At 63.9% G+C, this 21,106-nt stretch carries 20 protein-coding genes; 17 read left to right on the top strand and 3 right to left on the bottom strand.

Translation table 11 applies throughout. The features are described from left to right. Window positions 1-549 precede the first annotated feature (549 nt). The 4 genes from IVA95_RS10645 to IVA95_RS10630 all read left to right on the top strand — a co-directional run bounded on the left by IVA95_RS10645 (window position 550) and on the right by IVA95_RS10630 (window position 7,437). Window positions 550-2,265, top strand: coding sequence for a type I secretion system permease/ATPase (locus IVA95_RS10645; RefSeq protein WP_247510496.1), 1,716 nt, complete (start codon window positions 550-552; stop codon window positions 2,263-2,265). Further along, complete coding sequence (locus IVA95_RS10640) at window positions 2,262-4,229, top strand: HlyD family type I secretion periplasmic adaptor subunit (protein ID WP_247510430.1); 1,968 nt, start codon at window positions 2,262-2,264, stop codon at window positions 4,227-4,229. Before IVA95_RS10645 ends, IVA95_RS10640 begins: the two co-directional genes overlap by 4 nt. Before the next feature lie 101 nt (window positions 4,230-4,330). After that, window positions 4,331-6,199: a molecular chaperone HtpG gene (gene htpG / locus IVA95_RS10635; protein WP_247510429.1), complete on the top strand. Its 1,869-nt coding sequence runs from the start codon at window positions 4,331-4,333 to the stop codon at window positions 6,197-6,199. Between the two features lie 83 nt (window positions 6,200-6,282). Further along, window positions 6,283-7,437, top strand: coding sequence for a DUF3095 domain-containing protein (locus IVA95_RS10630; RefSeq protein ID WP_247510428.1), 1,155 nt, complete (start codon window positions 6,283-6,285; stop codon window positions 7,435-7,437). A gap of 200 nt (window positions 7,438-7,637) precedes the next feature. Here IVA95_RS10630 and IVA95_RS10625 read toward each other — a convergent pair whose 3' ends face one another. The 3 genes from IVA95_RS10625 to IVA95_RS10615 all read right to left on the bottom strand — a co-directional run bounded on the left by IVA95_RS10625 (window position 7,638) and on the right by IVA95_RS10615 (window position 10,176). After that, complete coding sequence (locus tag IVA95_RS10625; RefSeq protein WP_247510427.1) at window positions 7,638-8,081, bottom strand: DUF2147 domain-containing protein; 444 nt, start codon at window positions 8,079-8,081, stop codon at window positions 7,638-7,640. An 82-nt stretch (window positions 8,082-8,163) separates the two neighbouring features. Continuing rightward, entirely contained in the window at window positions 8,164-9,549 is a 1,386-nt protein-coding gene (locus tag IVA95_RS10620) for an MATE family efflux transporter (protein ID WP_247510426.1), read from the bottom strand. Between the two features lie 87 nt (window positions 9,550-9,636). Continuing rightward, window positions 9,637-10,176 carry a GNAT family N-acetyltransferase gene (locus IVA95_RS10615; RefSeq protein ID WP_247510425.1) on the bottom strand — a complete coding sequence of 180 codons (540 nt, stop codon included), beginning with the start codon at window positions 10,174-10,176 and terminating at the stop codon, window positions 9,637-9,639. A 180-nt stretch (window positions 10,177-10,356) separates the two neighbouring features. On the opposite strand from IVA95_RS10615, the gene IVA95_RS10610 reads away from it, so the two are divergent. The 13 genes from IVA95_RS10610 to IVA95_RS10545 all read left to right on the top strand — a co-directional run bounded on the left by IVA95_RS10610 (window position 10,357) and on the right by IVA95_RS10545 (window position 21,099). Then, window positions 10,357-10,959: a superoxide dismutase gene (locus IVA95_RS10610; protein ID WP_028350505.1), complete on the top strand. Its 603-nt coding sequence runs from the start codon at window positions 10,357-10,359 to the stop codon at window positions 10,957-10,959. A gap of 190 nt (window positions 10,960-11,149) precedes the next feature. Further along, entirely contained in the window at window positions 11,150-11,524 is a 375-nt protein-coding gene (crcB, locus tag IVA95_RS10605; RefSeq protein ID WP_247510424.1) for a fluoride efflux transporter CrcB, read from the top strand. Window positions 11,525-11,672: 148 nt separating this feature from the next. Beyond that, window positions 11,673-12,269, top strand: coding sequence for a permease (locus IVA95_RS10600; RefSeq protein ID WP_247510423.1), 597 nt, complete (start codon window positions 11,673-11,675; stop codon window positions 12,267-12,269). After that, window positions 12,266-12,769 (top strand): permease, encoded by a 504-nt coding sequence (locus IVA95_RS10595; protein WP_247510422.1) that lies wholly within the window; start codon window positions 12,266-12,268, stop codon window positions 12,767-12,769. Before IVA95_RS10600 ends, IVA95_RS10595 begins: the two co-directional genes overlap by 4 nt. A 610-nt stretch (window positions 12,770-13,379) precedes the next feature. Next, entirely contained in the window at window positions 13,380-13,565 is a 186-nt protein-coding gene (locus IVA95_RS10585; RefSeq protein ID WP_247510420.1) for a hypothetical protein, read from the top strand. Between the two features lie 2 nt (window positions 13,566-13,567). Continuing rightward, window positions 13,568-14,323, top strand: a complete 756-nt coding sequence (locus tag IVA95_RS10580) for an ABC transporter ATP-binding protein (protein ID WP_247510419.1) — start codon at window positions 13,568-13,570, stop codon at window positions 14,321-14,323. Next, window positions 14,323-15,192 carry a metal ABC transporter permease gene (locus tag IVA95_RS10575; RefSeq protein ID WP_247510418.1) on the top strand — a complete coding sequence of 290 codons (870 nt, stop codon included), beginning with the start codon at window positions 14,323-14,325 and terminating at the stop codon, window positions 15,190-15,192. The genes IVA95_RS10580 and IVA95_RS10575 overlap by 1 nt, the downstream gene beginning before the upstream one ends. Before the next feature lie 2 nt (window positions 15,193-15,194). Then, complete coding sequence (locus IVA95_RS10570) at window positions 15,195-16,064, top strand: metal ABC transporter substrate-binding protein (protein WP_247510417.1); 870 nt, start codon at window positions 15,195-15,197, stop codon at window positions 16,062-16,064. A gap of 54 nt (window positions 16,065-16,118) precedes the next feature. Further along, window positions 16,119-17,156, top strand: coding sequence for a GTP-binding protein (locus IVA95_RS10565; RefSeq protein WP_247510416.1), 1,038 nt, complete (start codon window positions 16,119-16,121; stop codon window positions 17,154-17,156). 10 nt (window positions 17,157-17,166) lie between these two features. Further along, a complete protein-coding gene (locus IVA95_RS10560) occupies window positions 17,167-18,171 on the top strand; it encodes a WD40 repeat domain-containing protein (protein WP_247510415.1) in 1,005 nt (334 codons plus the stop codon). A 130-nt stretch (window positions 18,172-18,301) separates the two neighbouring features. Further along, a complete protein-coding gene (locus IVA95_RS10555) occupies window positions 18,302-18,598 on the top strand; it encodes a hypothetical protein (protein ID WP_247510414.1) in 297 nt (98 codons plus the stop codon). 233 nt (window positions 18,599-18,831) lie between these two features. Further along, entirely contained in the window at window positions 18,832-19,773 is a 942-nt protein-coding gene (locus tag IVA95_RS10550; protein WP_247510413.1) for a dioxygenase, read from the top strand. Between the two features lie 81 nt (window positions 19,774-19,854). Beyond that, window positions 19,855-21,099: an amino acid ABC transporter substrate-binding protein gene (locus IVA95_RS10545; protein ID WP_247510412.1), complete on the top strand. Its 1,245-nt coding sequence runs from the start codon at window positions 19,855-19,857 to the stop codon at window positions 21,097-21,099. The last annotated feature ends 7 nt before the right edge of the window (window positions 21,100-21,106 follow it).

Genomic DNA, 21,106 nt, shown 5'->3' with positions numbered 1-21,106 from the left:
CTGTTGTCCAATCGAATCCGTGATGCATAGGCGCGGCCATCCGCCAGGGGGCGGGACGTCGTGCATAGTGAAGGATCATTTAGCTTCGTGGCGTCTTTCGGCCGACACAGCGACCAATGAGCGCCGAAGCAAGGTGATAGACGGACGAATCCGTGACGCGCGCCGCGCCGGAAAACGGCGAATGGAGCGCGGGCGAGAAGCACATCGCGGCCCTTGTCTGGCGCGTCGGACCTTCGGTGCCGGAATCTCAGCCGGAAGCGTGCACGCCGTATCGGCGACAAACGCCTTTGCCATCGTTCTACCCACGAGCGAACTTGAACAATCGGCATTCGTCGCATTCTCGCCGAAAAATGGTCCGCATCGCGCGTCAAGGAGACCTGCAGGGAGACCCGATGGGGCGGGTCGAAGGGCAGTTCAATGAGTATCGCTCAGGGCCAGACACAGGACCGAGCGCGGGCCGCGTCGGCGCTCCGCGCTGTTTCGGGCCTGCGTTCGACGCTGGCCGGCGATGATCCCGTCACCAACGCGCTGCGCGCCAGTGCGCGCCGCATGATCGGCGTCGCTGTATTCAGTGGCGTCATCAACATCCTGATGTTGTCGGGCCCACTCTATATGTTGCAGGTGTACGATCGGGTGATTCCGAGCCGTAACCTCGCGACCCTGTTCGGCCTGTCGCTGATGGTGCTATTCGCCTATCTGGTACAGGGATATTTCGACGCGATGCGGTCGCGGATGCTGTGCCGGATCGCAACGCTGTTCGATGCCGGCCTGCAGGGCTCGATCCATTCGGCGCTCGCCACCTTGCCGCTGCGCGGCGTCAAGCCGGTCCTGATGCAGCAGCCGCTGCGCGATCTCGACCAGGTACGCACTTTCATGTCAGGCATGGGCCCGACGGCATTTCTGGACATGCCGTGGATCCCGGTCTTTCTGATCGGACTGTTTCTGTTTCACCCTGCGATCGGCTTCACGGCGCTGCTTGGTACTGCGGCGATCATTGCGATGACCTTGCTGACCGAGCGGATCTCGCGCAATTCGACCAAGGCGGCGATGGACATGAACGCGCAGCGCCAGGTGCTGGCGGATGCGACCCAGCGCAACGCGGAAATCGTCCGCGCGCTCGGCATGACGGACCGGTTGACGGCGCGCTGGTCGCAAGCCAACGAGCGCTACCTACAGGAAAACATCCGCGCGACCGACGTCTATGCCAATCTCGGCTCGGCCGCGAAGGTGCTGCGCTACATTCTGCAGTCGGGAATGCTCGGTATCGGCGCCTATCTTGTCGTAGTCGACAAGGCATCCGGCGGCGTCATGATCGCGTCATCGATCCTGATGGGGCGCGCGCTTGCACCTGTCGAAATCGCGCTCGGTACCTGGAAGCAACTGGCAGCCGCACGCCAGGGCCTCGCCCGTCTGCGCGACATCTGCAAGGCGACCGCGCCGCCGCCGGCGCCGCCGGTCATGCTGCCGCGTCCCTGCCGCGAATTGTCGGTGCAGAACCTCGCGGTGGCAGCCCCCGGTTTCGACATGCCGATCGTGTCTGGTGTCACGTTTTCGCTCAAGGCCGGCGCGGGGCTGGCGCTGCTGGGCGCCAGCGCGTCGGGCAAGACTTCGCTTTCCAAGGCGCTGGTTGGAATCTGGCCGGCGCATCGCGGCGCGGTGCGGCTTGATGGCGCCTCCCTCGATCAATGGCGCAACGAGGATCTCGGCCGGCATATCGGCTATCTGCCGCAGGACGTCGGCCTGTTTGACGGCACCGTAGCGGAGAACATCTGCCGTTTCGACGAACACGCAACTTCCGACGCCATCCTCAAGGCCGCCCAGATCGCCGGCGTTCATGACATCATCCTGCGCCTGCCGGAGGGTTATGCGACGCGAATAGGGGCGGGCGGCATCTCGCTCTCGGCTGGACAGAAGCAGCGCGTTGGCCTGGCGCGGGCGGTGTTCGGCGATCCTTTTCTGATCGTTCTCGACGAGCCCAACGCCAATCTGGATGCCGACGGTGAGAACGCCCTAACCCACGCCATCGCCATCATGCGCCAGAACAAATCCATCGTCGTCGTCATCTCGCACCGCCCGAGCGCGCTTTCCGCGCTTGACATGACGATGGTGCTCTATGAGGGCAAGGCGATCGCGTTCGGCCCGCGCGAAGAAGTCTTCGCGCGCGTCCGCAACGCGAACGGCAAGGGGGCGCCAGGGGCGCCGCCAGCCCCACCGCAGGCAAAGGCGGATCAGCGCGCATCACTTGCCGAGAGTGTTCCATCATGAAGAATTTCGATCACATGCATACCGATGAAAGAATTGCGCGACGCCGGGTCGGCGGAACGGATGAGGACGTCGTGGCGCCGCAGGGCCAGGCGCTGATCCTCGAACTCCAGCGATTGCGGCAGGCTTTCGAGCAGGACAATCTGCAAGGACAGCGGCCGCCGCTTCGCCGTCCGGCGAATGACGAAAGTCCGGCTCCGCGGCGGCCGCGTCCGGCCCGGCCGAAGCGGCCGAAAAAAAAGAGCAAGATGGGCAGGGTGCTGGATTGGCTCGGCCCCTTCGGATCCCAGTCCGACGATTTTGACGGCGAGCCGCCGCCGCGCCGTGGCCGCGTCGCGCGTGAGCCGCAACTCATGGCCCCGCCACCGGCGGCAAGCGTGCGCGGCAATTCACGACTGAACGAACGACACGCGCGCGGTCCGATCATCGCGCCCGACGATCCGTCGCTGATGTACGTGCCGACGTTCAGGCCGGAGCTTTTGCAGATCGACGACAGGCGGGAGCCGCCTCGCATCGAGGCGCCCCAATTGGCGCCGCCGAGCCCGGCAGGGCCGGTGCCGCGCGAGCGCTCCGTAACGCAGGTTGTCCGCAACGGCCTGACCGCAGGGGTCGCATTCTTTGCCAACCGCGATGCATCGGCGGATGTGGCGGGCGCGCCGGGCGAGAGTATCGTGCTGCGGGCTGGGCGCGCCTTCGAGCGTGAATTGCGCACGGGCTTGCGGGCGCTGCTCGTCGTCGGCGGGTTGGCCGGCGGTTGGATGGTATTCGTGCCGTTGTCGGGCGCGGTCGTGGTGCCGGGCAATCTGGTGGTGCAGTCCAACGTCAAGACTATCCAGCATCCGACCGGCGGCGTGGTCGCGCAGATTCCGGTCCACAATGGCATGCGGGTCAACGCCGGCGATCTGTTGCTGCGGCTGGATTCGACGCAGGCGCAAGCCAGCCTGCAGGTGGTGAGTAAGCAGCTCGATGAAATGCGGGCGAAGATCGCGCGGCTGGTCGCCGAGCGCGACGGTCTGCCCCGGCCGGCGATACCGGCCGAGATGTCGGCGCGGCTTGATGATCCCGGCGTCAAAACGCTGCTGGCCTCGGAGGCTTCGCTGTTCAGGGCGCGGGTGACGGCGCGCGAGAGCCAGAGGGAGCTGTTGCAGAGCAAGGTAACGCAGCTTGGTGACGAGATCGTCGGCCTCGACGCGCAGGTCGCGTCCAAGGCCAAGCAGCTGGAACTGATCACCGGCGAACTCACCGGCGTTCAGGACCTCTTCGACAAGCGTCTGGTACCGCTGGCGCGGCTTACGACCCTGCAGCGCGAGAGCGCGAGAATCGAAGGCGAACGCGGCCAGCTGCTCTCCACGATCGCCGAGACCAAAAACAAGATCGACGAGGCGAAGCTTCAGATGGTCAGGCTCGACCAGGATGTCCGCACCGAAGTCGTCAAGGAACTCGGCGAGGCGCAGGGCAAGGAAGCTGAACTCAGCGAGCGAAGCATCGCGGCGCGCGACGTGCTCGAGCGCATCGAGATGCGCGCGCCGACGTCGGGCGTGATTCATCAGCTCACCGCACACACCATCGGCGGCGTCATTCGCGGCGGCGACACCGTCATGGAAGTGGTGCCGGATTCCGACGATCTGCAGATCGAGGCGCGGTTGCAGCCGAACGATATCGATCAGGTGCGCAAGGGCCAGCAGGCTTTTGTCCGCTTCTCGGCCTTCAACCAGCGGGTGACGCCGCAATTGATCGGTCAGGTGTCGTATGTCTCGCCCGACACCACCCGCGACCAGCAGACCGGCACGTCCTATTTCACGGTCCGGATCATGCTGCCGGAAGAGGAGCGCCGCCGCCTCGCCGGGCTGCAGCTCAGCTCGGGCATGCCGGCGGAAGTGTTCATGCAGACCGGCAGCCGGACCATGCTCAGCTACCTGTCCAAGCCGATTCTGGATCAGTTCCAGCGCGCTTTCGTGGAGCGGTAAGGGGGCCTATCGGGTTGCGGCAGGGCCCAAACCTTGCCACCCCAGATGGTATCGCTATATCAGGGCTTTCCTACCCACCTCGTTTTCCGGTGAGCCCCTGCATGACGACCACCACTGCCCCCGAATCCCAGCCGTTCCAGGCCGAGGTCGCCGAGCTTCTGAATCTGATGGTGCACTCGGTCTATTCGGAGACCGACATCTTCCTGCGCGAGCTGATCTCGAATGCGTCTGACGCCTGCGACAAGCTTCGCTATGAGGCGATATCCGCGCCCGAGCTGATCGCCGATGGCGCGCCGCCCAAGATCCGCATCGCGCCGAACAAGAAGGCCAATACGCTTAGCGTCATCGACAGCGGCATCGGCATGGACCGCCAGGAGCTGATCGACAATCTCGGCACCATCGCGCGCTCCGGCACCAAGTCGTTTCTCTCCCGCCTCACCGAGGCCAAAGACGGCGCCAATCTGATCGGCCAGTTCGGCGTCGGCTTCTATTCGGCCTTCATGGTTGCCGAGCGCATCGTCGTCACCAGCCGTCGCGCCGGTTCCGATCAGGTCTTCGTCTGGTCGTCTTCCGGCGGCAGCGGATTTGAAATAGCTGCTGCCAGCGACGAGGATGCCAAGCGCGTCACCCGCGGCACCGAGATCGTCTTGCACCTGAAAAAGGAAGCCGCGAAATATCTCGAGACCTACGAGATCGAACGCATCGTCCGCGCCTGGTCCGACAACATCCAGTTTCCGATCGAACTGGTGCCGGAGGAGGGCGAGCCGCGCCAGATCAATTCGGCCAGCGCGCTATGGCAGCGGCCGAAGTCGGAGCTCAAGCCGGAGGACTACAAGCAGGCCTATCAGCAGGTCGCCGGCGCATTCGACGAACCGGCAATGACGCTGCATTATCGCGCCGAGGGCCGGCAGTCCTACGCGGTGTTGCTGTTTGCGCCGTCGACAAAACCGTTCGACCTGTTCGACCAGGCGCGCAAGGGCAAGGTCAAGCTTTATGTCCGCCGCGTCTTCATCGCCGACGATGCAGAACTGTTGCCGGCCTATTTGCGCTTCATCCGCGGCGTGATCGACAGCGAGGATTTGCCGCTCAACATCTCGCGCGAGATGCTGCAAAACAATCCGCAACTCGCGCAAATTCGAAAAGCCGTCACCGGCCGCGTGATATCGGAGCTGGAAAGCCTCGGCGAAAAGGAGCCGGAAGCGTTCGCAAAAATCTGGGATGCGTTCGGGCCCGTGATCAAGGAAGGCATCTGGGAGGACTTTGAGCGCCGCGAGAAGCTGCTCGCATTGTCGCGCTTCACCACGACAAAGGGCGAGAAGCGTTCGCTCAAGCAATATGTCGAGGATCTCAGGCCGAACCAGACCGACATCTATTATCTCACCGGCGAGAGCGTCGAACGGCTGAAGTCGAATCCGAAGCTCGAGTCCGCAACCGCCCGCGGCATCGAGGTGCTGCTGCTGACCGATCCGGTCGACGCGTTCTGGACCTCCGCGTCGCTCGATTTCGGCGGCAAGCCGCTGAAGTCCTTAAGCCAGGGCGATATCGATTTCGGACTGATCCCGCTGTTGGATGAAAAGGCTGAGGACAAGAAGGACGAAGCCGGCGCCGATGAAGCCACGACGATCGCGCTGATCAAGGACGCGCTCGGCGAACGCGTCTCCGACGTGCGCGCCTCGCAGCGGTTGACCTCGAGCGCATCGTGCCTCGTCGCCGGCGGCGGCGCGCAGGACCGCATGCTCGAGCGGCTGCTGGCAATGCAGAACAAGGGGCCGACCACCAAGCCGATCCTCGAGATCAACATGCGCCATCCCCTGGTCACGGCAATCGCCGGTGACAAGGACGCGGCCAGGGATCTGTCCTTCCTGCTGCTGGAGCAGGCGCAAATCCTCGACGGCGAATTGCCGGAAGATCCGGCGGCGTTTGCCAACCGGCTAAACCAGTTGGTGCTGCGCGGGATCGCGAAAGGGTAGGACGTTCTGCCGCGCGCCTGAACCGGATTCCAAAACTGGCCGTATCTGTGAGAGGTTCGTGAACCGGAATACTTGGCACCGCCATGACGACGCCTGACGGCACCGACATTTTCTACGGCGCGATCCCGGTCTTTCGTGGCTTCGGCAGCCTGATGGACCCGGCGCTGTATACGCCGTTGCCGGACAACTGGGCCGTCGGTGTCGCCGACATCGTCGAATCCACAAAGGCGATCGCCAATCAGCGCTACAAGGCGGTCAACATGGCCGGCGCCGCCGTGATCGCGGCCGTCACCAACGCGCTCGGCGGGCGCGAATTTCCGTTCGTGTTCGGCGGCGATGGTGCGAGCTTTGCGGTGGCGCCGGCCGATCTTTTACACGCGCGCGAAGCGCTGGCGGCGACCGCGGCCTGGGTCAGGTCTGATCTCGATCTGGTGATGCGGGTGGCGCTGGTGCCGGTGAAGGATATCCGCGCGCAGGGCCTCGATATCAAAGTCGCCCGCTTCGGGCCGTCGTCCAATCTGTCCTATGCGATGTTTTCCGGCGGCGGGCTGGGATGGGCGGATGCCGCGATGAAGCGGGGCGAATTCGCCGTCCCGCCGGCGAAGCCGGGAACGCAGCCCGATCTGTCCGGGCTGTCGTGCCGGTTCGAGGAAATTCCCTCCTCTCGCGGGCTCATTCTGTCAGTGCTGGTAGTGCCGACCAAGGGCGCCGATCCGCAGGCCTTCCGCAAAGTGATCGAGGATGTCATCAAGCTGGTCGAGCAGAGCCCGGATGCGGGCCGGCCGGTGCCACCAGATGGGCCGCCGCTGCGCTGGCCGCCGGCCGGCGTTGAATATGAGGCGCGCGCCGCGCGCGGCGGCCCCCTGTTGAAGCGACGCACCGTCGTGCTTGCCTTCACGCTGTGGGCTTACGTGGTGATGCGATTCGGCATCAAGGTAGGCAATTTCGTGCCGAAGAACTACGTGAAGCAGGTGGTGGAGAATTCCGACTTCCGCAAATATGACGACGGCCTGCGGATGATCCTCGACTGCACGGAAGAGCTGGAGCAGGCGCTGACGGAGCTTCTGGCAAAGGCGGCTTCAGCCAAGATCGTGCGCTACGGCCTGCACCGGCAGGACGCCGCGATGATGACCTGCTTCGCGCCCTCGGTGATGCGCAGCGATCACGTCCACTTCATCGACGGCGCCCGCGGCGGCTACGCGTCGGCGGCGTCAGCGCTGAAAGCGATGGCGGCGTAGGAGAACCGCGCTCGCCATCTGCGATCGAATATGCGGAAGCACCCCCACCCCAGCCCTCCCCCGCAAGCGGGAGAGGGAGTCTAGTCGTTGCTTGGAGAGAGCCGTCGCCGCGAGCGAGATGCGTTCGCTCTCCCGCACTTGCGGGGGAGGGCTAGGGTGCGGGCTCGCGCCGCCGCATCGACAGTATCAACGTATCCAGTTCACCGCCCCACGCGCGTCCAGTTCTCGCCGCCGCAGAGCGCGCCGACGCAGCCTTCGACCTTCAGCGTGTCTGCGCCCGTCACCGAGACGCTGCTGGCGTAGGTGCCTCCGTCGTCGGCATTGTAGATCTGGCCCGACCATTTGTTGGGACCGCTGGGGCTCATGCCGCTGAACAGGGGAAGGCCGATCATCGGCCGCCGCTTCAGGGCCGGGTTCGGATTCTTGTCATCGACTTGGGGCTTGCCGGTGGCCGGGTCGATCGGCTCCTTCAGCCCGACGATCACGCCGCAAATTCCACCGCCGCATTTGCTGATCTTCACCCTGGCATCGCCCGCCTGCGTCAGCCAGACGCCGGTCGGTTCGCCCGCTCCTTGCGCGAAGGCGGATGGCGCGACCAGCAATGCCGCTGAGATCGCGATGAAGAGAGCCGTTCTGCAAGCCATGAATCATTCCTCTGAAAAAAGCAGGCCTGCATAGCAACAAATCAGATTTGTGCAACGTCGGATTGATTGCAACTTGTCGTTATCATTTGCCCCAGCGGGTCAGACGGATCGACAGCGCCGTGCCGAGGCCGTAAACGACCATCGCTGCGCCGACCAGTGCGAACAAGGCTGATGCCGGCGCGCCCCTGGAGGCCAACCACCAGCCGCCGCCTCCGACCATCAGCAATCTTGCGGTGCCGGCCATCACGGGACCGCCGACCTTTGCGGCACCCTGCGAAGAGAAATAGAGGCACACGCCGAGGCCGAAGAAGGCGAACGCCGGGCCTGCCCAGGTGAAATAGGCGTGGGCTGCGGCCGTAACGCCGGGATCGCTGGTGAACATCGAAATCCAGAGCGACGGTTTTGCCGCGACGATCAACCCAATGGCGCCCACGGTGATACCGGCCGCCGCGCCGGCGATCCAGGCCACCTGGCGCGCGCGCGTCACGAGGCCCGCGCCCATGGCCATGCCGACCATCGGCACCGAGGCGACGCCGAACGCAAAGGCGATCGGCGTGAGCAAGAATTCCAGCCGCGAGCCCATGCCGTAGCCGGCCAACGTCTCGGTGCCATAGCCCGCCAGGATCTTGGTGAAGATCAGCACCGTCAGCACGGTTTGCAGCGGCGCCAGGCAGGACACCGCGCCGACCCTGAGAATGTCGAAGAACATGGCGCGCTGGAATTTGAAGCCCGCGAAGTTCAGCGTCAGCCGGCTGCGGCCGCTGACGAGATACCAGGCAAGAAACATCGCGCCGAGCGTGAAAGCGGTGAACTGGCCCGCGGCGACGCCGCCCATGCCGAATTTCGGCAGGCCGAACAGCCCGAGGCCCAGCGCGCCGCCGACCGCAATCTGCACCAGCGCGGTGCCGATCAGTGTCACCGACGGAATCCGCATGTCGCCGGTGCCACGCACCACCGAAGCCAGCGTGTTGACCAGCCAGATCGCGATCGCGCCGGAGAACAGCACGTGCGAATATTGCATGGCCTGTTCGAGCACGCCGCCGCGGCCGCCGAGCAGCGTGTAAAACGCGCGGCCGAATGCCAGCATCATCACCGTGAAAAAGATTCCGGCGCAGGCGCCGATCATCGCCGCATGCAGGGCCAATGTCGCCGCACGGTCGCGGTCGCCGGCGCCGAGCGCGCGGCTGATGGCGGAGGAAACGCCGCCGCCCATCGCGCCCGCCGACATCATCTGCGTCAGCATGACGAAGGGAAACACCAGCGCTATCCCGGCGAGCGGCTCGGTGCCGAGCCGGCCGATATAGGCAGTCTCGGCGACCGCCACCAGCGTCGTGCCGACCATGGCGATCGCGTTGGGAAGCGCGAGCTTCAATAGCGTCGGCAGGATCGGCGAGGTGAGCAGCGCGTTGGTCGGCGCGGGCGGAACGGCGGCAGCGGGACGCATGTCGAGCGGGGCGTCAATGGTCATGCGTCACCGGTGATCCAAATCGAATTAGATTACGGATGAAATGTTATTGGCCTTGACTGGCGCAAGCCACCCGCGCTGGTGCAGGGGTCACCACGGGAGGCCGCATAGGTCGATTATTCCATCGCGCGGCTTGCGGGTGAAATCGAACACGTATGGTGCCATGGCCTCGAAGCGAATTCTTCCCTCCGGCTGCTCGGCATAGACCTCGCCGTTGAACGCATGCCAGCCGCGCGCCTGATAGAATGCTTCATTGTGCGGCTCGCAAAATAACATTGCGAACCGCACCGCTTCGTGGTCGCGCAGCGTCCTGATCGCGGCGTTGAGCGCCAGCGTGGCATAGCCGCGTCCCCGGCAATCCTCCCGCGTCGAGACGCCGCCGATGCCGCCGATCTGGACCTTGTGCCCGTCCCAGGTCGCGGTGCGGAAATAGATGCCGACATGGCAGGCCAGGCCCGGCCGCTCCGTATCCTCGGGTGCGTCAATCAGCACGCGCAGATCGGCGTCGGCCCATTTGACGTGGCCCCAGGACAATTTTTCTACGACATGGCGTGGCCATACCGCCTGCATCAGCGGTTCAGCCCGCGGCCATGAGGAGTCCCCGTTCAGGACGTCGATCTCGATGCTCATTTCATCACCATACAGCGCGGATGCTTGCGGCTGCCATGCCCGTCATACGCGGGACGCGGAGCGGCGTTACCGGAAGCCGCTGCCGTTCTTGCCAAATTGCGGTGTTTATGCGCAATGGAACCTTCTATAAGAGTTCCCGTTAGACCAGACCACGTCTCCCATCAGTTCGGACATCACCCCATGACCTTCACGCTGCCCAATCTTCCCTATTCCCACGACGCCCTTGCGCCTCACATGTCCAAGGAAACGCTGGAATACCACCACGACAAGCATCACCAGGCTTACGTGACCAACGGAAACAACGCGATCAAGGGGACTGAATTCGAAGGCAAGTCCCTGGAGGAGATCGTCAAGGGTTCGTTCGGCAAGAATCCGGCCGTGTTCAACAATGCCGGCCAGCATTACAACCACCTGCATTTCTGGAACTGGATGAAGCCGAATGGCGGCGGCAGTAAGCTGCCCGGCCGCCTGGAGAAGAAGATCACCGAGGACCTCGGCGGGCTCGACAAGTTCAAGGCCGATTTCGCCGCCGCCGGCGTCGGCCAGTTCGGCTCCGGCTGGTGCTGGCTGTCGGTCAAGAACGGCAAGCTCGAAATCTCCAAGACCGCGAATGGCGAGAGCCCGCTGGTCTACGGCGCGACGCCGATTCTCGGCTGCGACGTCTGGGAGCACTCCTATTACATCGACTATCGCAATCGCCGTCCCGATTATCTAAAGGCGTTCTGCGATAATTTGATCAACTGGGACTACGTCGACGAGCTGTTCGGCAAGGCCGGAGCCTGAAGTCTAACATCGTCATTCCGGGTTCGATGCTGACGCATCGCCCCGGAATGATAGCGGAGTGGCTATCCATGGGGCGGTAGTGCGGCTACCGCCCCTTTTCGTTGGTGCAGTGCCTTCAAATCCTTGCGGGGAGGGCTCCCGTGCGGCACAAGCACTCTGCCGGGATGATGCTGATCTGGAAAATGCTGCGATGAGCTATCTCTTGGTCTTTCTCGGCGGCGGCCTTGGCGCGACGCTGCGCCATCTCATCAATCTCACCTGCGCCCGCTGCCTTGGCACCGGATTTCCCTGGGGCACCTTCATCATCAACATCACCGGCTCGACCGCGATGGGGCTGATCGCGGGCTATCTCGCCTTCAAGGGCGAGGCCTCGCAGCCCTGGCGGCTGTTTTTGATGACCGGCGTCCTCGGCGGCTACACCACGTTCTCGGCCTATTCGCTCGATGCCGCGCTGCTCTACGAGCGCGGCGAGCTTGGGCTCGCGGCGCTTTACGTGGCTGGCTCTGTCGTGCTCTCGATTGCCGGGCTGTTCGGCGGTCTTGCACTGGTGCGGCAGTTCGCCTGAACCAATCGCCCGTACGAACACGGGCTGCGTGACGTCCTCGCATGGGCGCCCCTGTGAAGCGCATGGGTATCGCGCGAGCTTCCGTTTGCTTCGCCACACGTGCGGGACTAAGCAGAATGGATCTGCTTCACCCGCCAAACCCACAGCCTTGTCAGAACCTCCGCTAAAGGACTCGGCGCCAGCCGACGACGCCGAGCCGAAGCCACGGCGTGCCCGCAAGCCGGTCGGCTGGTCGATGATCGTGATCGGCGCGCTCGTCGCGATCTGTGCTGCGCTGGTGTGGCGGCGCGACGGCATCGACGGCGTGCTCAATATCCTCACCCATGACCTCTGGCTGTTCGGCGAAATCATCCCGCGCGTGCTGGCCGGCTGCCTGCTCGGTGGATTCATCGCGGAAATTCTGCCGCACGACAAAGTCTCGCGATCGCTCGGCCCGGAATCGGGCCTGAAGGGACTTTTGATCGGAACGGCATTTGGCGCGATCCTGCCCGGCGGCCCCTTCACCGCCTATCCGGTGGCAGCGGCATTGCTGACGGTCGGTGCCGATTTCGGCGCCACCATCGCGATGGTGGTGAGCTGGACGCTGATCGGTTACGGCCGCGCGGTCGCCTGGGAGCTGCCGATTCTCGGCACCGACTTCACGCTGTGGCGCATCGTGATCTCGCTGCCGATCCCGGTACTGGCCGGCTGGCTCGGCCGCGTCATCTTCGTGCGGATGTATCCGAAGGGCGAGCCGTCCGAATGACCGCCTCGGCGCTGATCATCGACATCACCTTGTGGGGCTCAGTCGCGATTCTCGGCTTCATGGCGTGGCGCCGCGGCCGCGTCGTGCTGGTGTCGTCGGTGCGCGAAGGCTCGATGGACTTCATCAACATCGTGCCGCGCATTGCGCTCGGCGTGGTCGGCTCGGGCTACATCGCCGCGGTGATCCCACCGGAAGTCATCACCGGCTGGCTCGGGCCGGACAGCGGCTGGCTCGGCGTTCTGACCGCTGTCATCGCGGGCGCGGCGACGCCCGGCGGCCCGGTGGTCGGCTTTTCGATCGGCGCGGTGGCGTTGAAGGTCGGCGGCGGCTCGCCGCAGGTGATCGCCTATGTCGTCGCCTGGGCGCTGTTCGCCTTTCAGCGGATGATCCTCTGGGAAATCCCCTTCATGCCGGCGCGCTTCGTCTGGTTTCGTGCCGCGGTGTCGGTGCCGTTCCCGTTCCTCGCGGCGGCGATCGCGATGGTGATCGGGAGGCCGTGAAATGCACGCTCAAGATGTTATCGATATAACCATAAATCATAGATCAGCAGAAACCCCGTAATTCACCGGATGATGAACTGGTTCTGTCCGCGAATATCGGCTAAAACTGACCCCCGCTGGGGCGGGTCAGCCAATCTAGGGGTGTACATGAAGAAGGGCGACGTGACCTGCTCCAACTGCGGGGCCGGATTCAGGCGGCTTGAGCTTTCGTCACAACGAGGGACCGAGGGCGAGTATCGCTGTCCCGTCTGCGATATGGCGCTGGAGGCAACAGACGGCCGCACGCTCGTTGCCTATCGCCTCACGATCCAGCCTTCCACTCGAAGCTTGAGGGCTTAGCGGGACCGCCTGCCTTGCTCTGAAATTCAGGCGGCCCTGCCGGCCACATTAATCATCCTGCCCCAGGGCAGCGGCCATAGCCGGCGAACGAAAACACAAGCAAACCTATTTGAACGCCTTATGACAGGGGTCGCCTCGGTTGGCGGCCTCTTCGTAGGTCAGCTCGATTGCTGGGCGCGGCAGCGGCATGACAGACGGTGCCCTTTGAGAATACCGATCTACGGCCACGCCCCTCGTGGACTCCCGTAATGTTATATTATAACGTCCATCCATGCCTCACGCTCACTCCCACGACGACGCGCATCACGCTCACGCCCACAGCCACGGTCCGGCGATGCCGCATCCGGCGCAGGCCGCGCCCTGGTCGATCCTGCGGATGACCGTGTCAGCTCGGCTTGCCGCAGCGTTCGCCGTCAGCGTCGGTCTGTGGGCCGTTGTCCTGGTGGCGATGAGGTGAGCATGACCGCGCAGATAAAATTCCGAAACGTCACGCTCGGCTACGATCGCCACCCGGCGGTGCACCACCTCAATGGCGAGGTGATGGAAGGTGCGCTGCTGGCGGTGATCGGGCCGAACGGCGCCGGCAAGTCGACGCTGTTCCGGGGGGTGGCCGGCATCCTCAAGCCGCTGTCCGGCGCGATTGGTCTCGGCGGTCTCGATAGCAGGGACATCGCCTATCTGCCGCAGAGCGTCGACATCGACCGCAGCTTTCCGATCTCGGTGTTTGATTTCGTCGGCAGCGGCCTGTGGCGTTCGACGGGCCCGTTCGGCGGCATCGGCAAGGCCGCGCGCGAGAAAATCCTGGCGGCGCTCGCCGCGGTCGGGCTCAACGGTTTTGAAAACCGCTCGATCGGCACGCTGTCCGGCGGCCAGATGCAGCGCATGCTGTTTGCGCGGGTGCTACTGCAGGATTCGCGCCTCATCGTTTTGGATGAGCCGTTCAACGCCATCGACGCCAAGACGTCGGCGGACCTGATCGCGCTGGTCAGGCGCTGGCATGGCGAGGGGCGCACCGTCCTGGCGGCGCTGCACGATCTGGAGATGGTGCGAAGCCACTTCCCCGAAACCCTGCTGCTGGCGCGCGGGCCGGTTGCGTGGGGGCCGACCGCCGACGTGCTGACACCGGAAAACCTGCTGGTGGCGATGAAGATGTGCGAAGCCTTCGACGACAGCGCCGCAGCCTGCGCCGCCGATATGCCATCACGGGCGGCCTGATGCTGTACGACGCGCTGTTCGCGCCCTTCATCGAATTCGAGTTCATGCGCCGCGCGCTCGCCGCCGTGATCGCGCTCGCGCTCGGCGCCGCGCCGATCGGCGTGTTCCTGATGCTGCGGCGGATGAGCCTGGTCGGTGACGCCATGGCGCACGCGATCCTGCCGGGCGCTGCGATCGGCTTCCTGGTCTCGGGGCTGAACCTGTTCGCGATGACGACGGGCGGATTGATCGCGGGCTTTACGGTCGCACTGCTCGCCGGCCTCGTCGCGCGCAACACCGAGCTGAAGGAAGACGCCTCGCTCGCGACCTTCTATCTGGTGTCGCTCGCGCTCGGCGTTACCATCGTTTCCATCAAGGGCACCAATATCGACTTGCTGCACGTGCTGTTCGGCAACATCCTCGCGATGGATGATCAGACGCTGCTGGTGATCGCCTTCAACGCCACGATTACACTCTTGGTGATGGCGGTAATCTACCGTCCCCTCGTGATCGAATGCGTCGATCCGCTATTCCTGCGCACCGTCTCTCGCGCCGGCGCGCCCGCGCACCTGGCGTTCCTGGCGCTGGTCGTCATCAACCTGGTCAACGGCTTTCACGCGCTCGGCACCTTGCTCGGCGTTGGCCTGATGATCCTGCCCGCCGGCATTGCGCGGTTCTGGTCGCGCGACATCACCGGCATGATCTGCATCGCGGTCGCAAGCGCGATTGTTTCGGGCTATGCCGGACTGGTGCTGTCGTTCCAGACGAAAATTCCCTCCGGTCCCGCGGTCATTCTGATTGCCGCGGTGCTGTATGTGGTGTCGCTGTTGTTCGGCCCTGTCAGTGGTCTGGTCCGGCAGATGTTTCCCGGCCGGCATCTCGAGGCGTAGTCATGATCCGGCTCTTGTTCATCGCTCTCGCCATGCTCGCGGTCGTCGGCCCGGCCCGCGCCGCGGATCGCCTCAATGTCGTCGCGAGCTTCTCGATCATCGGCGATTTCGTCCGCCAGGTCGGCGGCGATCGCGTCGAGGTCACCACACTGGTCGGGCCCGACAGCGATGCGCATGTTTATGTGCCGGCGCCCTCGGACGCCAAACGGGTTGCGGGTGCAAAGCTTGTGTTCGTCAATGGTCTTGGGTTCGAGGGCTGGTTATCGCGGCTCGTCAAATCCGCCGGCGGAAAGGCGACCGTCGTAACTACGACTACCGGTGTTACGCCGCTCAAGCTCGGCTCGGAAGCTGATCCGCATGCCTGGCAATCCGTCGCCAACGCCAAGATCTACGTCGCCAATATCCGCGACGCGCTGGTGGCCGCCGATTCCGCCAGTGCCGAAACCTTCAAGTCCAACGCCAGCGCCTATCTGGCGCAGCTCGACGCGTTGGACCGCGAGGTGCGCGAGGCGATCGCCAAAATTCCGGAAGGGCGCCGCAAGGTGATCTCGACCCATGGCGCGTTCGGTTATTTCGCCGCTGCCTATGGCATCGAATTCATTGCGCCGGTCGGTGTATCGACCGAATCCGAGGCCAGTGCCCGCGATGTCGCAAAGATCATCACCCAGATCAGGGCGGCCAAAATACCGGCAGTTTTTCTCGAAAACATCAGCGATCCCCGCCTGATGAACCGGATATCGGCCGAGACCGGCGCCAAGGTCGGCGGAACGCTCTATTCCGACAGCTTGACCGGCGAAAAGGGCGATTCTCCCACTTACATTGCGATGGTCAGGCACAATATAAAGGCCCTGACCAGCGCGCTGAGCCCATAGGGCAGGGGCCTCCCTGCTGCCGGTGCGCAAAACCATTTCCGCTCCGGAGCCATTATGTCTGAACTTTCGTCCCAGAAAATTCCAGTGACCGTGCTGACGGGTTATCTCGGCGCCGGCAAGACCACGCTGCTCAACCGCATCCTGTCGGAAAACCACGGCAAGAAATACGCCGTCATTGTCAACGAATTCGGCGAGATCGGCATCGACAACGATCTCATCATCGGCGCCGACGAAGAAGTATTCGAAATGAACAATGGCTGCGTCTGCTGCACCGTGCGCGGCGACCTCGTCCGCATCATGGACGGCCTGATGAAGCGCAAGGGCAAGTTCGACGCCATCATCGTCGAGACCACCGGCCTGGCCGATCCGGCACCGGTAGCGCAGACCTTCTTCGTCGACGAAGACGTGCAGAGGAACGCGCGGCTCGATGCGGTCGTGACGGTGGCCGACGCCAAATGGCTGAGCGATCGTCTCAAGGATGCGCCGGAAGCCAAGAACCAGATCGCCTTCGCCGACGTCATCGTGCTGAACAAGACCGATCTCGTCTCCAGGCCGGAGCTGGCCGAGGTCGAGGCGCGGATCCGCGGCATCAATCCGTATGCAAAGCTGCACCGCACCGAGCGATGCAAGGTCGCACTATCAGACGTGCTGGAACGCGGTGCGTTCGATCTCGATCGCATTCTGGAGATCGAGCCGGAATTCCTCGATGCCGGCGACGATCATCACCATCATGGCCATGATCACCATCGCGATCACAGCCACAGCCATGGCGGATTGAAGCACTACCACGACGAGGATATGCAATCGCTGTCGCTGCGGTCGGACAAGCCGCTCGACCCGACCAAATTTATGCCGTGGCTGCAAAACCTCGTCGCGACCGAGGGCCAGAAGATCCTGCGCTCGAAGGGCATCCTCTCCTTCACTGACGACGACGACCGTTATGTGTTCCAGGGTGTACACATGATGCTGGAAGGCGATCATCAGCGGAGGTGGAAGGAAGGCGAGCCGCGCGAAAGTCGCGTCGTCTTCATCGGCCGCGAATTGCCGGAAAAGATAATCCGCGAAGGTTTCGAAAGCTGCATTGCTGCGTGAGACGGAAATCATGTCTTCCGAACCGCTCACCATTGCATCCCTGACCGATCGCGTGAAATCCGTCGCGGTCGGTGCACCCGTCTCCGCCGTGCATTTTCTCGGCGAGCGCGCCGCCTTCGTCTGTGCCGAGGAAAAAATCGCGATGGCCGATGCCACCGGCGAAATCTCCCGTTTGGACGTGCACGGCGGCGCCATCCTCTGCACTGCGTCCGATCGCAAGCGCGTCGTCACCGGTGGCGACGACGGCAAGCTCGTTGCATTGAACGCAAAGGGTGAGACGTCCGTGCTCGCGACCGATGCAAAGCGGCGCTGGATCGACAATGTCGCGCTGCATCCCGATGGCGCGTTTGCTTGGTCGGCTGGCAAGACGGCGTTCGTCCGCAGCGACAAGGGCGAGGAGAAGACTTTTGACGCGCCATCGACCGTCGGCGGGCTGGCGTTTGCGCCGAAGGGTCTGCGCGTGGCGGTCGCTCATTACAACGGCGTGACGCTGTGGTTTCCCAACATGGCCGCGAAGCCGGAATTTTTGGAATGGGCCGGCTCGCATCTTGCCGTCACCTTCAGCCCCGACAACAAATTCCTGGTCACCGCCATGCATGAGCCGGCGCTGCATGGCTGGCGGCTCGCTGATAACAGGCACATGCGGATGAGCGGCTATCCCGGCCGCGTGCGCTCGATGTCGTGGAGCGTGGGCGGCAAGGGGCTCGCTACCTCCGGCGCCGATACTGTGATCATCTGGCCGTTCGCCAGCAAGGACGGTCCGATGGGCAAGGAGCCGGCGATGCTGGCGCCGCTGCAGGCGCGCGTTTCCGTGGTCGCCTGTCATCCGAAGCAGGACATCATGGCTGCAGGCTATAGCGACGGCACCGTGCTGATCGTGCGGCTCGAGGACGGCGCGGAAATTCTGGTGCGCCGCAACGGCAGCGAGCCGGTCTCGGCTCTTGCCTGGAACGCGAAGGGCACGCTGCTGGCCTTCGGCACTGAGGACGGCGACGCCGGGATGCTGGAATTCTAGGCGTCCCGGACAGGCTACGAAGCAGGTTCCCCGCGGAACTATGCGTCTTGCCGGCCGTTGAGCCCACGAACCATTTTGTGGGTCCAACGATATGCCTGCCGATGCCCGTCAACGCAAATACCGAAGGGAAATGCTGGCCGCGTCCACGCTGATCGCGGTCGGGCTAATCATTTCGGCGTTGTCGCTGAGCGAGATCGTGGCGCGCGATTCTTTGCACGTCGCGCAGGCGACGCCGCCGACGCAATCGACGCCAGACGCGGAAACGAAGCCGCCCGCGCCGCCCGAACCGGGCACGACCGGGCAAAGGCCATCAGACATTCCGCCGCAGCCGGCCCGCCCCGACCCGGATGCGCAGAAGGCAGGCGCTCAGCCCGCACTGCCGCCGGCGCCACCGGAGAAGGTTGCGCCACCGATGCGCGAAAAATGATCCCACTGCCGTTGCGCCATTTGTGCAATCGCAAAATCGTGGGCCGAAGCCCCGCCGCGTTCGTTTTGATGCGAGAATGTGCGGGCCATGTGACCCTATTCGCCCGTATCAATTCGTAGGAGAGGGCGCAGGCCTCGCCTTCGGATGCCTTGTGTTGATCCCCAACAAGCGGTTAGGCTTGCTGCAAAACAGCCGGCAGGTCAAATAACTGCCGGCAGCTCAGGGAGTGACGCATGCGTGAGTTAACGCCGGAAACGATCACGGACGCCGTGCTCGACCAGATGGCGACGACGCCCGACCCTCGCCTGAAGGAGATCATGGCGTCGGCGGTAAAACACCTCCACGCCTTCGCCCGCGAGGTCAACCTGACGCCCGCGGAATGGATCAAGGGCATCGAATTCATGACCGCCGCCGGCAAGATGTGCTCGCCGGAACGACAGGAATTCATCCTGCTGTCCGATACCCTCGGCCTCTCGGCGCTCGTCAACGGGCTGCATGACGCGACGGCGCTTGAGGAAGCCACCCACACCAGCCTGCTCGGCCCGTTCTACCGCGAGGCCACGCCGACGCTTGCAGCCGGCAGTTCGATCGCCAAGAACCCGAAGCCCGGCAGCGAATGCGTGCTGTACGGCCGCGTCACCGATGCCGCGGGCAAGCCTGTCGCCAACGCCACCGTCTCGATCTGGCAGACCGGCGCCGACGGCCTCTACGACATCCAGTCCAGCGCGACCTCGGTCGATTACCGCGGCGTGTTCACAACCGATGCCGATGGCCTCTATGTGCTGCGCACCGTAAAGCCGCTCGGCTATTCCATCCCGATGGACGGCCCGGTCGGCGCCATGGTGAAGGCGCAGGCGCGGCATGGCATGCGGCCGGCGCATATTCACTTCCTGGTCGGTGCAGCCGGCTATCGCGAACTGGTCACGGCGCTCTATCTGCGTGACGATCCCCATCTGGCCGATGATGTCGTGTTCGGCTCGTCGGGCGATCTTGCCGTCGACGTGGTCGCAAACGATCCCGACTGCCCGATCAAGGGTATGCCGAGCATCCGCTTCGACATGCGGCTGTCGCGCGAAAGCGCCGCCGACAAGACCAGCGGGCGCGTCGGCGCCGATCCGTCGGCGATCATGAAACAAGCCAAAAGCGAACCTGCCCCGGCGGGTGCCGGCAGCTAGCCCGAGCCTGATACGATCCACTTCACCGCAGCCGGGCGAAGATCCGGCGCACGCAGAAACACAACGACATAGGGGGAATCGATGAAACGCAGAACATTCCTGGGCGGCGCAATGGCTGTTGCGGTGGTTGGGCACGGGTCGAGCGTTCTTGCCCAGCAGCCGCCGATCAAGATCGGCATGTCGATGCCGCAGACCGGCGGCCTCGCTGGCGGCGGCAAGGCGTCGCTGCTCGGCATCGAGATCTGGCGCGACGACGTCAATGCCAAGGGTGGGCTGCTCGGACGCAAGGTCGAACTGGTCGTCTATGACGACAAGTCGAGCGCATCGGAGACGCCGGCGATCTACGCCAAGCTGGTCGATGTTGACAAGGTCGATCTCCTGTTCGCGCCTTACGCGACGGTGCCGACCGCGCCGATCATGCCGTTCGTCAAGCAGCGCGGCCTGCTGCTGATGGGGAATTTCTCGTTCCAGGTGAACAGCAAGGTCGGCCACGACATGTGGTTCAACAATGCACCCTGGGGGCCGGCCGATAGCTGGGCGGCCTCGTTCCTCGACCTGGCGCAGAAGGCCGGCGGCAAGAACATGGCGCTATTAACGGCGGATCAGGAATTCGCCCAGAACCTCGCGCTCACCGCGCGCGACGTCGCCAAGAAGCGCAATATCCCGATCGTTTTCGACCAGGTCTACCCGCCGAACACGGTTGAATTCTCGTCCATCATTCGCGCGCTGAAGGCGGCCAAGCCTGACATCGTCTATGTCGCATCCTATCCGCCGGATTCGGCCGGCATCTTGCGCGCCGTGAACGAGATCGGGATCGGCGACAGCGTCAAGATTTTCGGCGGCGGCATGGTCGGTCTGCAATTTGCAGCCGTGATGGCGAACCTCGGCTCGCTGCTCAACGGCGTCGTGAACTACAATACCTGGCTGCCGGAAAAGAGCATGTATTTCGACGGCACCAAGGAATTTTTCGACAAGTACACCAAGCGTGCCATCGAGGCCAAGGTCGATCCGCTCGGCTATTATCTGGCGCCGTTCGGCTATGCGATGGGCCAGATGATCGAGGCGGCGGTCGGCGCGACCAAGTCGCTCGATCAGAAGGCTATTGCCAAATACCTGCGCGAGAACGAGCACAAGACCATCGTCGGACCGATCGCTTTTTCAGCCGATGGCGAGCGCAAGGAAACGGCGACGCTGCAGGCCCAGTTCCGCGGTGTGAAGGATAAGGATATCGAACAGTTCCGCTCCTCCGGCAAGCAGGTGATTCTGTTCCCTGATAAATTGAAAACCGGAGAACTCATCAGTCCCTTCGAGGCGGCACGCAACTAGGCCTCGT

The organism is Bradyrhizobium sp. 157 (genome assembly GCF_023073815.1).
Taxonomy (GTDB): domain Bacteria; phylum Pseudomonadota; class Alphaproteobacteria; order Rhizobiales; family Xanthobacteraceae; genus Bradyrhizobium.
Note: the sequence above shows the minus strand (reverse complement) of the source record. Positions and strands in the feature narration are given on the sequence as shown.

Bases quoted from the DNA above. Each gene is read 5' to 3' on its own strand.
- crcB (WP_247510424.1), top strand. From the start codon at position 11,150: ATGAGCTATCTCTTGGTCTTTCTCGGCGGCGGCCTTGGCGCGACGCTG.
- IVA95_RS10585 (WP_247510420.1), top strand. From the start codon at position 13,380: ATGCCTCACGCTCACTCCCACGACGACGCGCATCACGCTCACGCCCAC.
- IVA95_RS10610 (WP_028350505.1), top strand. From the start codon at position 10,357: ATGACCTTCACGCTGCCCAATCTTCCCTATTCCCACGACGCCCTTGCG.
- IVA95_RS10575 (WP_247510418.1), top strand. From the start codon at position 14,323: ATGCTGTACGACGCGCTGTTCGCGCCCTTCATCGAATTCGAGTTCATG.
- IVA95_RS10625 (WP_247510427.1), bottom strand. From the start codon at position 8,081: ATGGCTTGCAGAACGGCTCTCTTCATCGCGATCTCAGCGGCATTGCTG.
- IVA95_RS10560 (WP_247510415.1), top strand. From the start codon at position 17,167: ATGTCTTCCGAACCGCTCACCATTGCATCCCTGACCGATCGCGTGAAA.
- IVA95_RS10620 (WP_247510426.1), bottom strand. From the start codon at position 9,549: ATGACCATTGACGCCCCGCTCGACATGCGTCCCGCTGCCGCCGTTCCG.
- IVA95_RS10550 (WP_247510413.1), top strand. From the start codon at position 18,832: ATGCGTGAGTTAACGCCGGAAACGATCACGGACGCCGTGCTCGACCAG.
- IVA95_RS10645 (WP_247510496.1), top strand. From the start codon at position 550: ATGATCGGCGTCGCTGTATTCAGTGGCGTCATCAACATCCTGATGTTG.
- IVA95_RS10595 (WP_247510422.1), top strand. From the start codon at position 12,266: ATGACCGCCTCGGCGCTGATCATCGACATCACCTTGTGGGGCTCAGTC.
- IVA95_RS10630 (WP_247510428.1), top strand. From the start codon at position 6,283: ATGACGACGCCTGACGGCACCGACATTTTCTACGGCGCGATCCCGGTC.
- IVA95_RS10565 (WP_247510416.1), top strand. From the start codon at position 16,119: ATGTCTGAACTTTCGTCCCAGAAAATTCCAGTGACCGTGCTGACGGGT.
- IVA95_RS10545 (WP_247510412.1), top strand. From the start codon at position 19,855: ATGAAACGCAGAACATTCCTGGGCGGCGCAATGGCTGTTGCGGTGGTT.
- IVA95_RS10555 (WP_247510414.1), top strand. From the start codon at position 18,302: ATGCTGGCCGCGTCCACGCTGATCGCGGTCGGGCTAATCATTTCGGCG.
- IVA95_RS10570 (WP_247510417.1), top strand. From the start codon at position 15,195: ATGATCCGGCTCTTGTTCATCGCTCTCGCCATGCTCGCGGTCGTCGGC.
- htpG (WP_247510429.1), top strand. From the start codon at position 4,331: ATGACGACCACCACTGCCCCCGAATCCCAGCCGTTCCAGGCCGAGGTC.
- IVA95_RS10640 (WP_247510430.1), top strand. From the start codon at position 2,262: ATGAAGAATTTCGATCACATGCATACCGATGAAAGAATTGCGCGACGC.
- IVA95_RS10580 (WP_247510419.1), top strand. From the start codon at position 13,568: ATGACCGCGCAGATAAAATTCCGAAACGTCACGCTCGGCTACGATCGC.
- IVA95_RS10615 (WP_247510425.1), bottom strand. From the start codon at position 10,176: ATGAGCATCGAGATCGACGTCCTGAACGGGGACTCCTCATGGCCGCGG.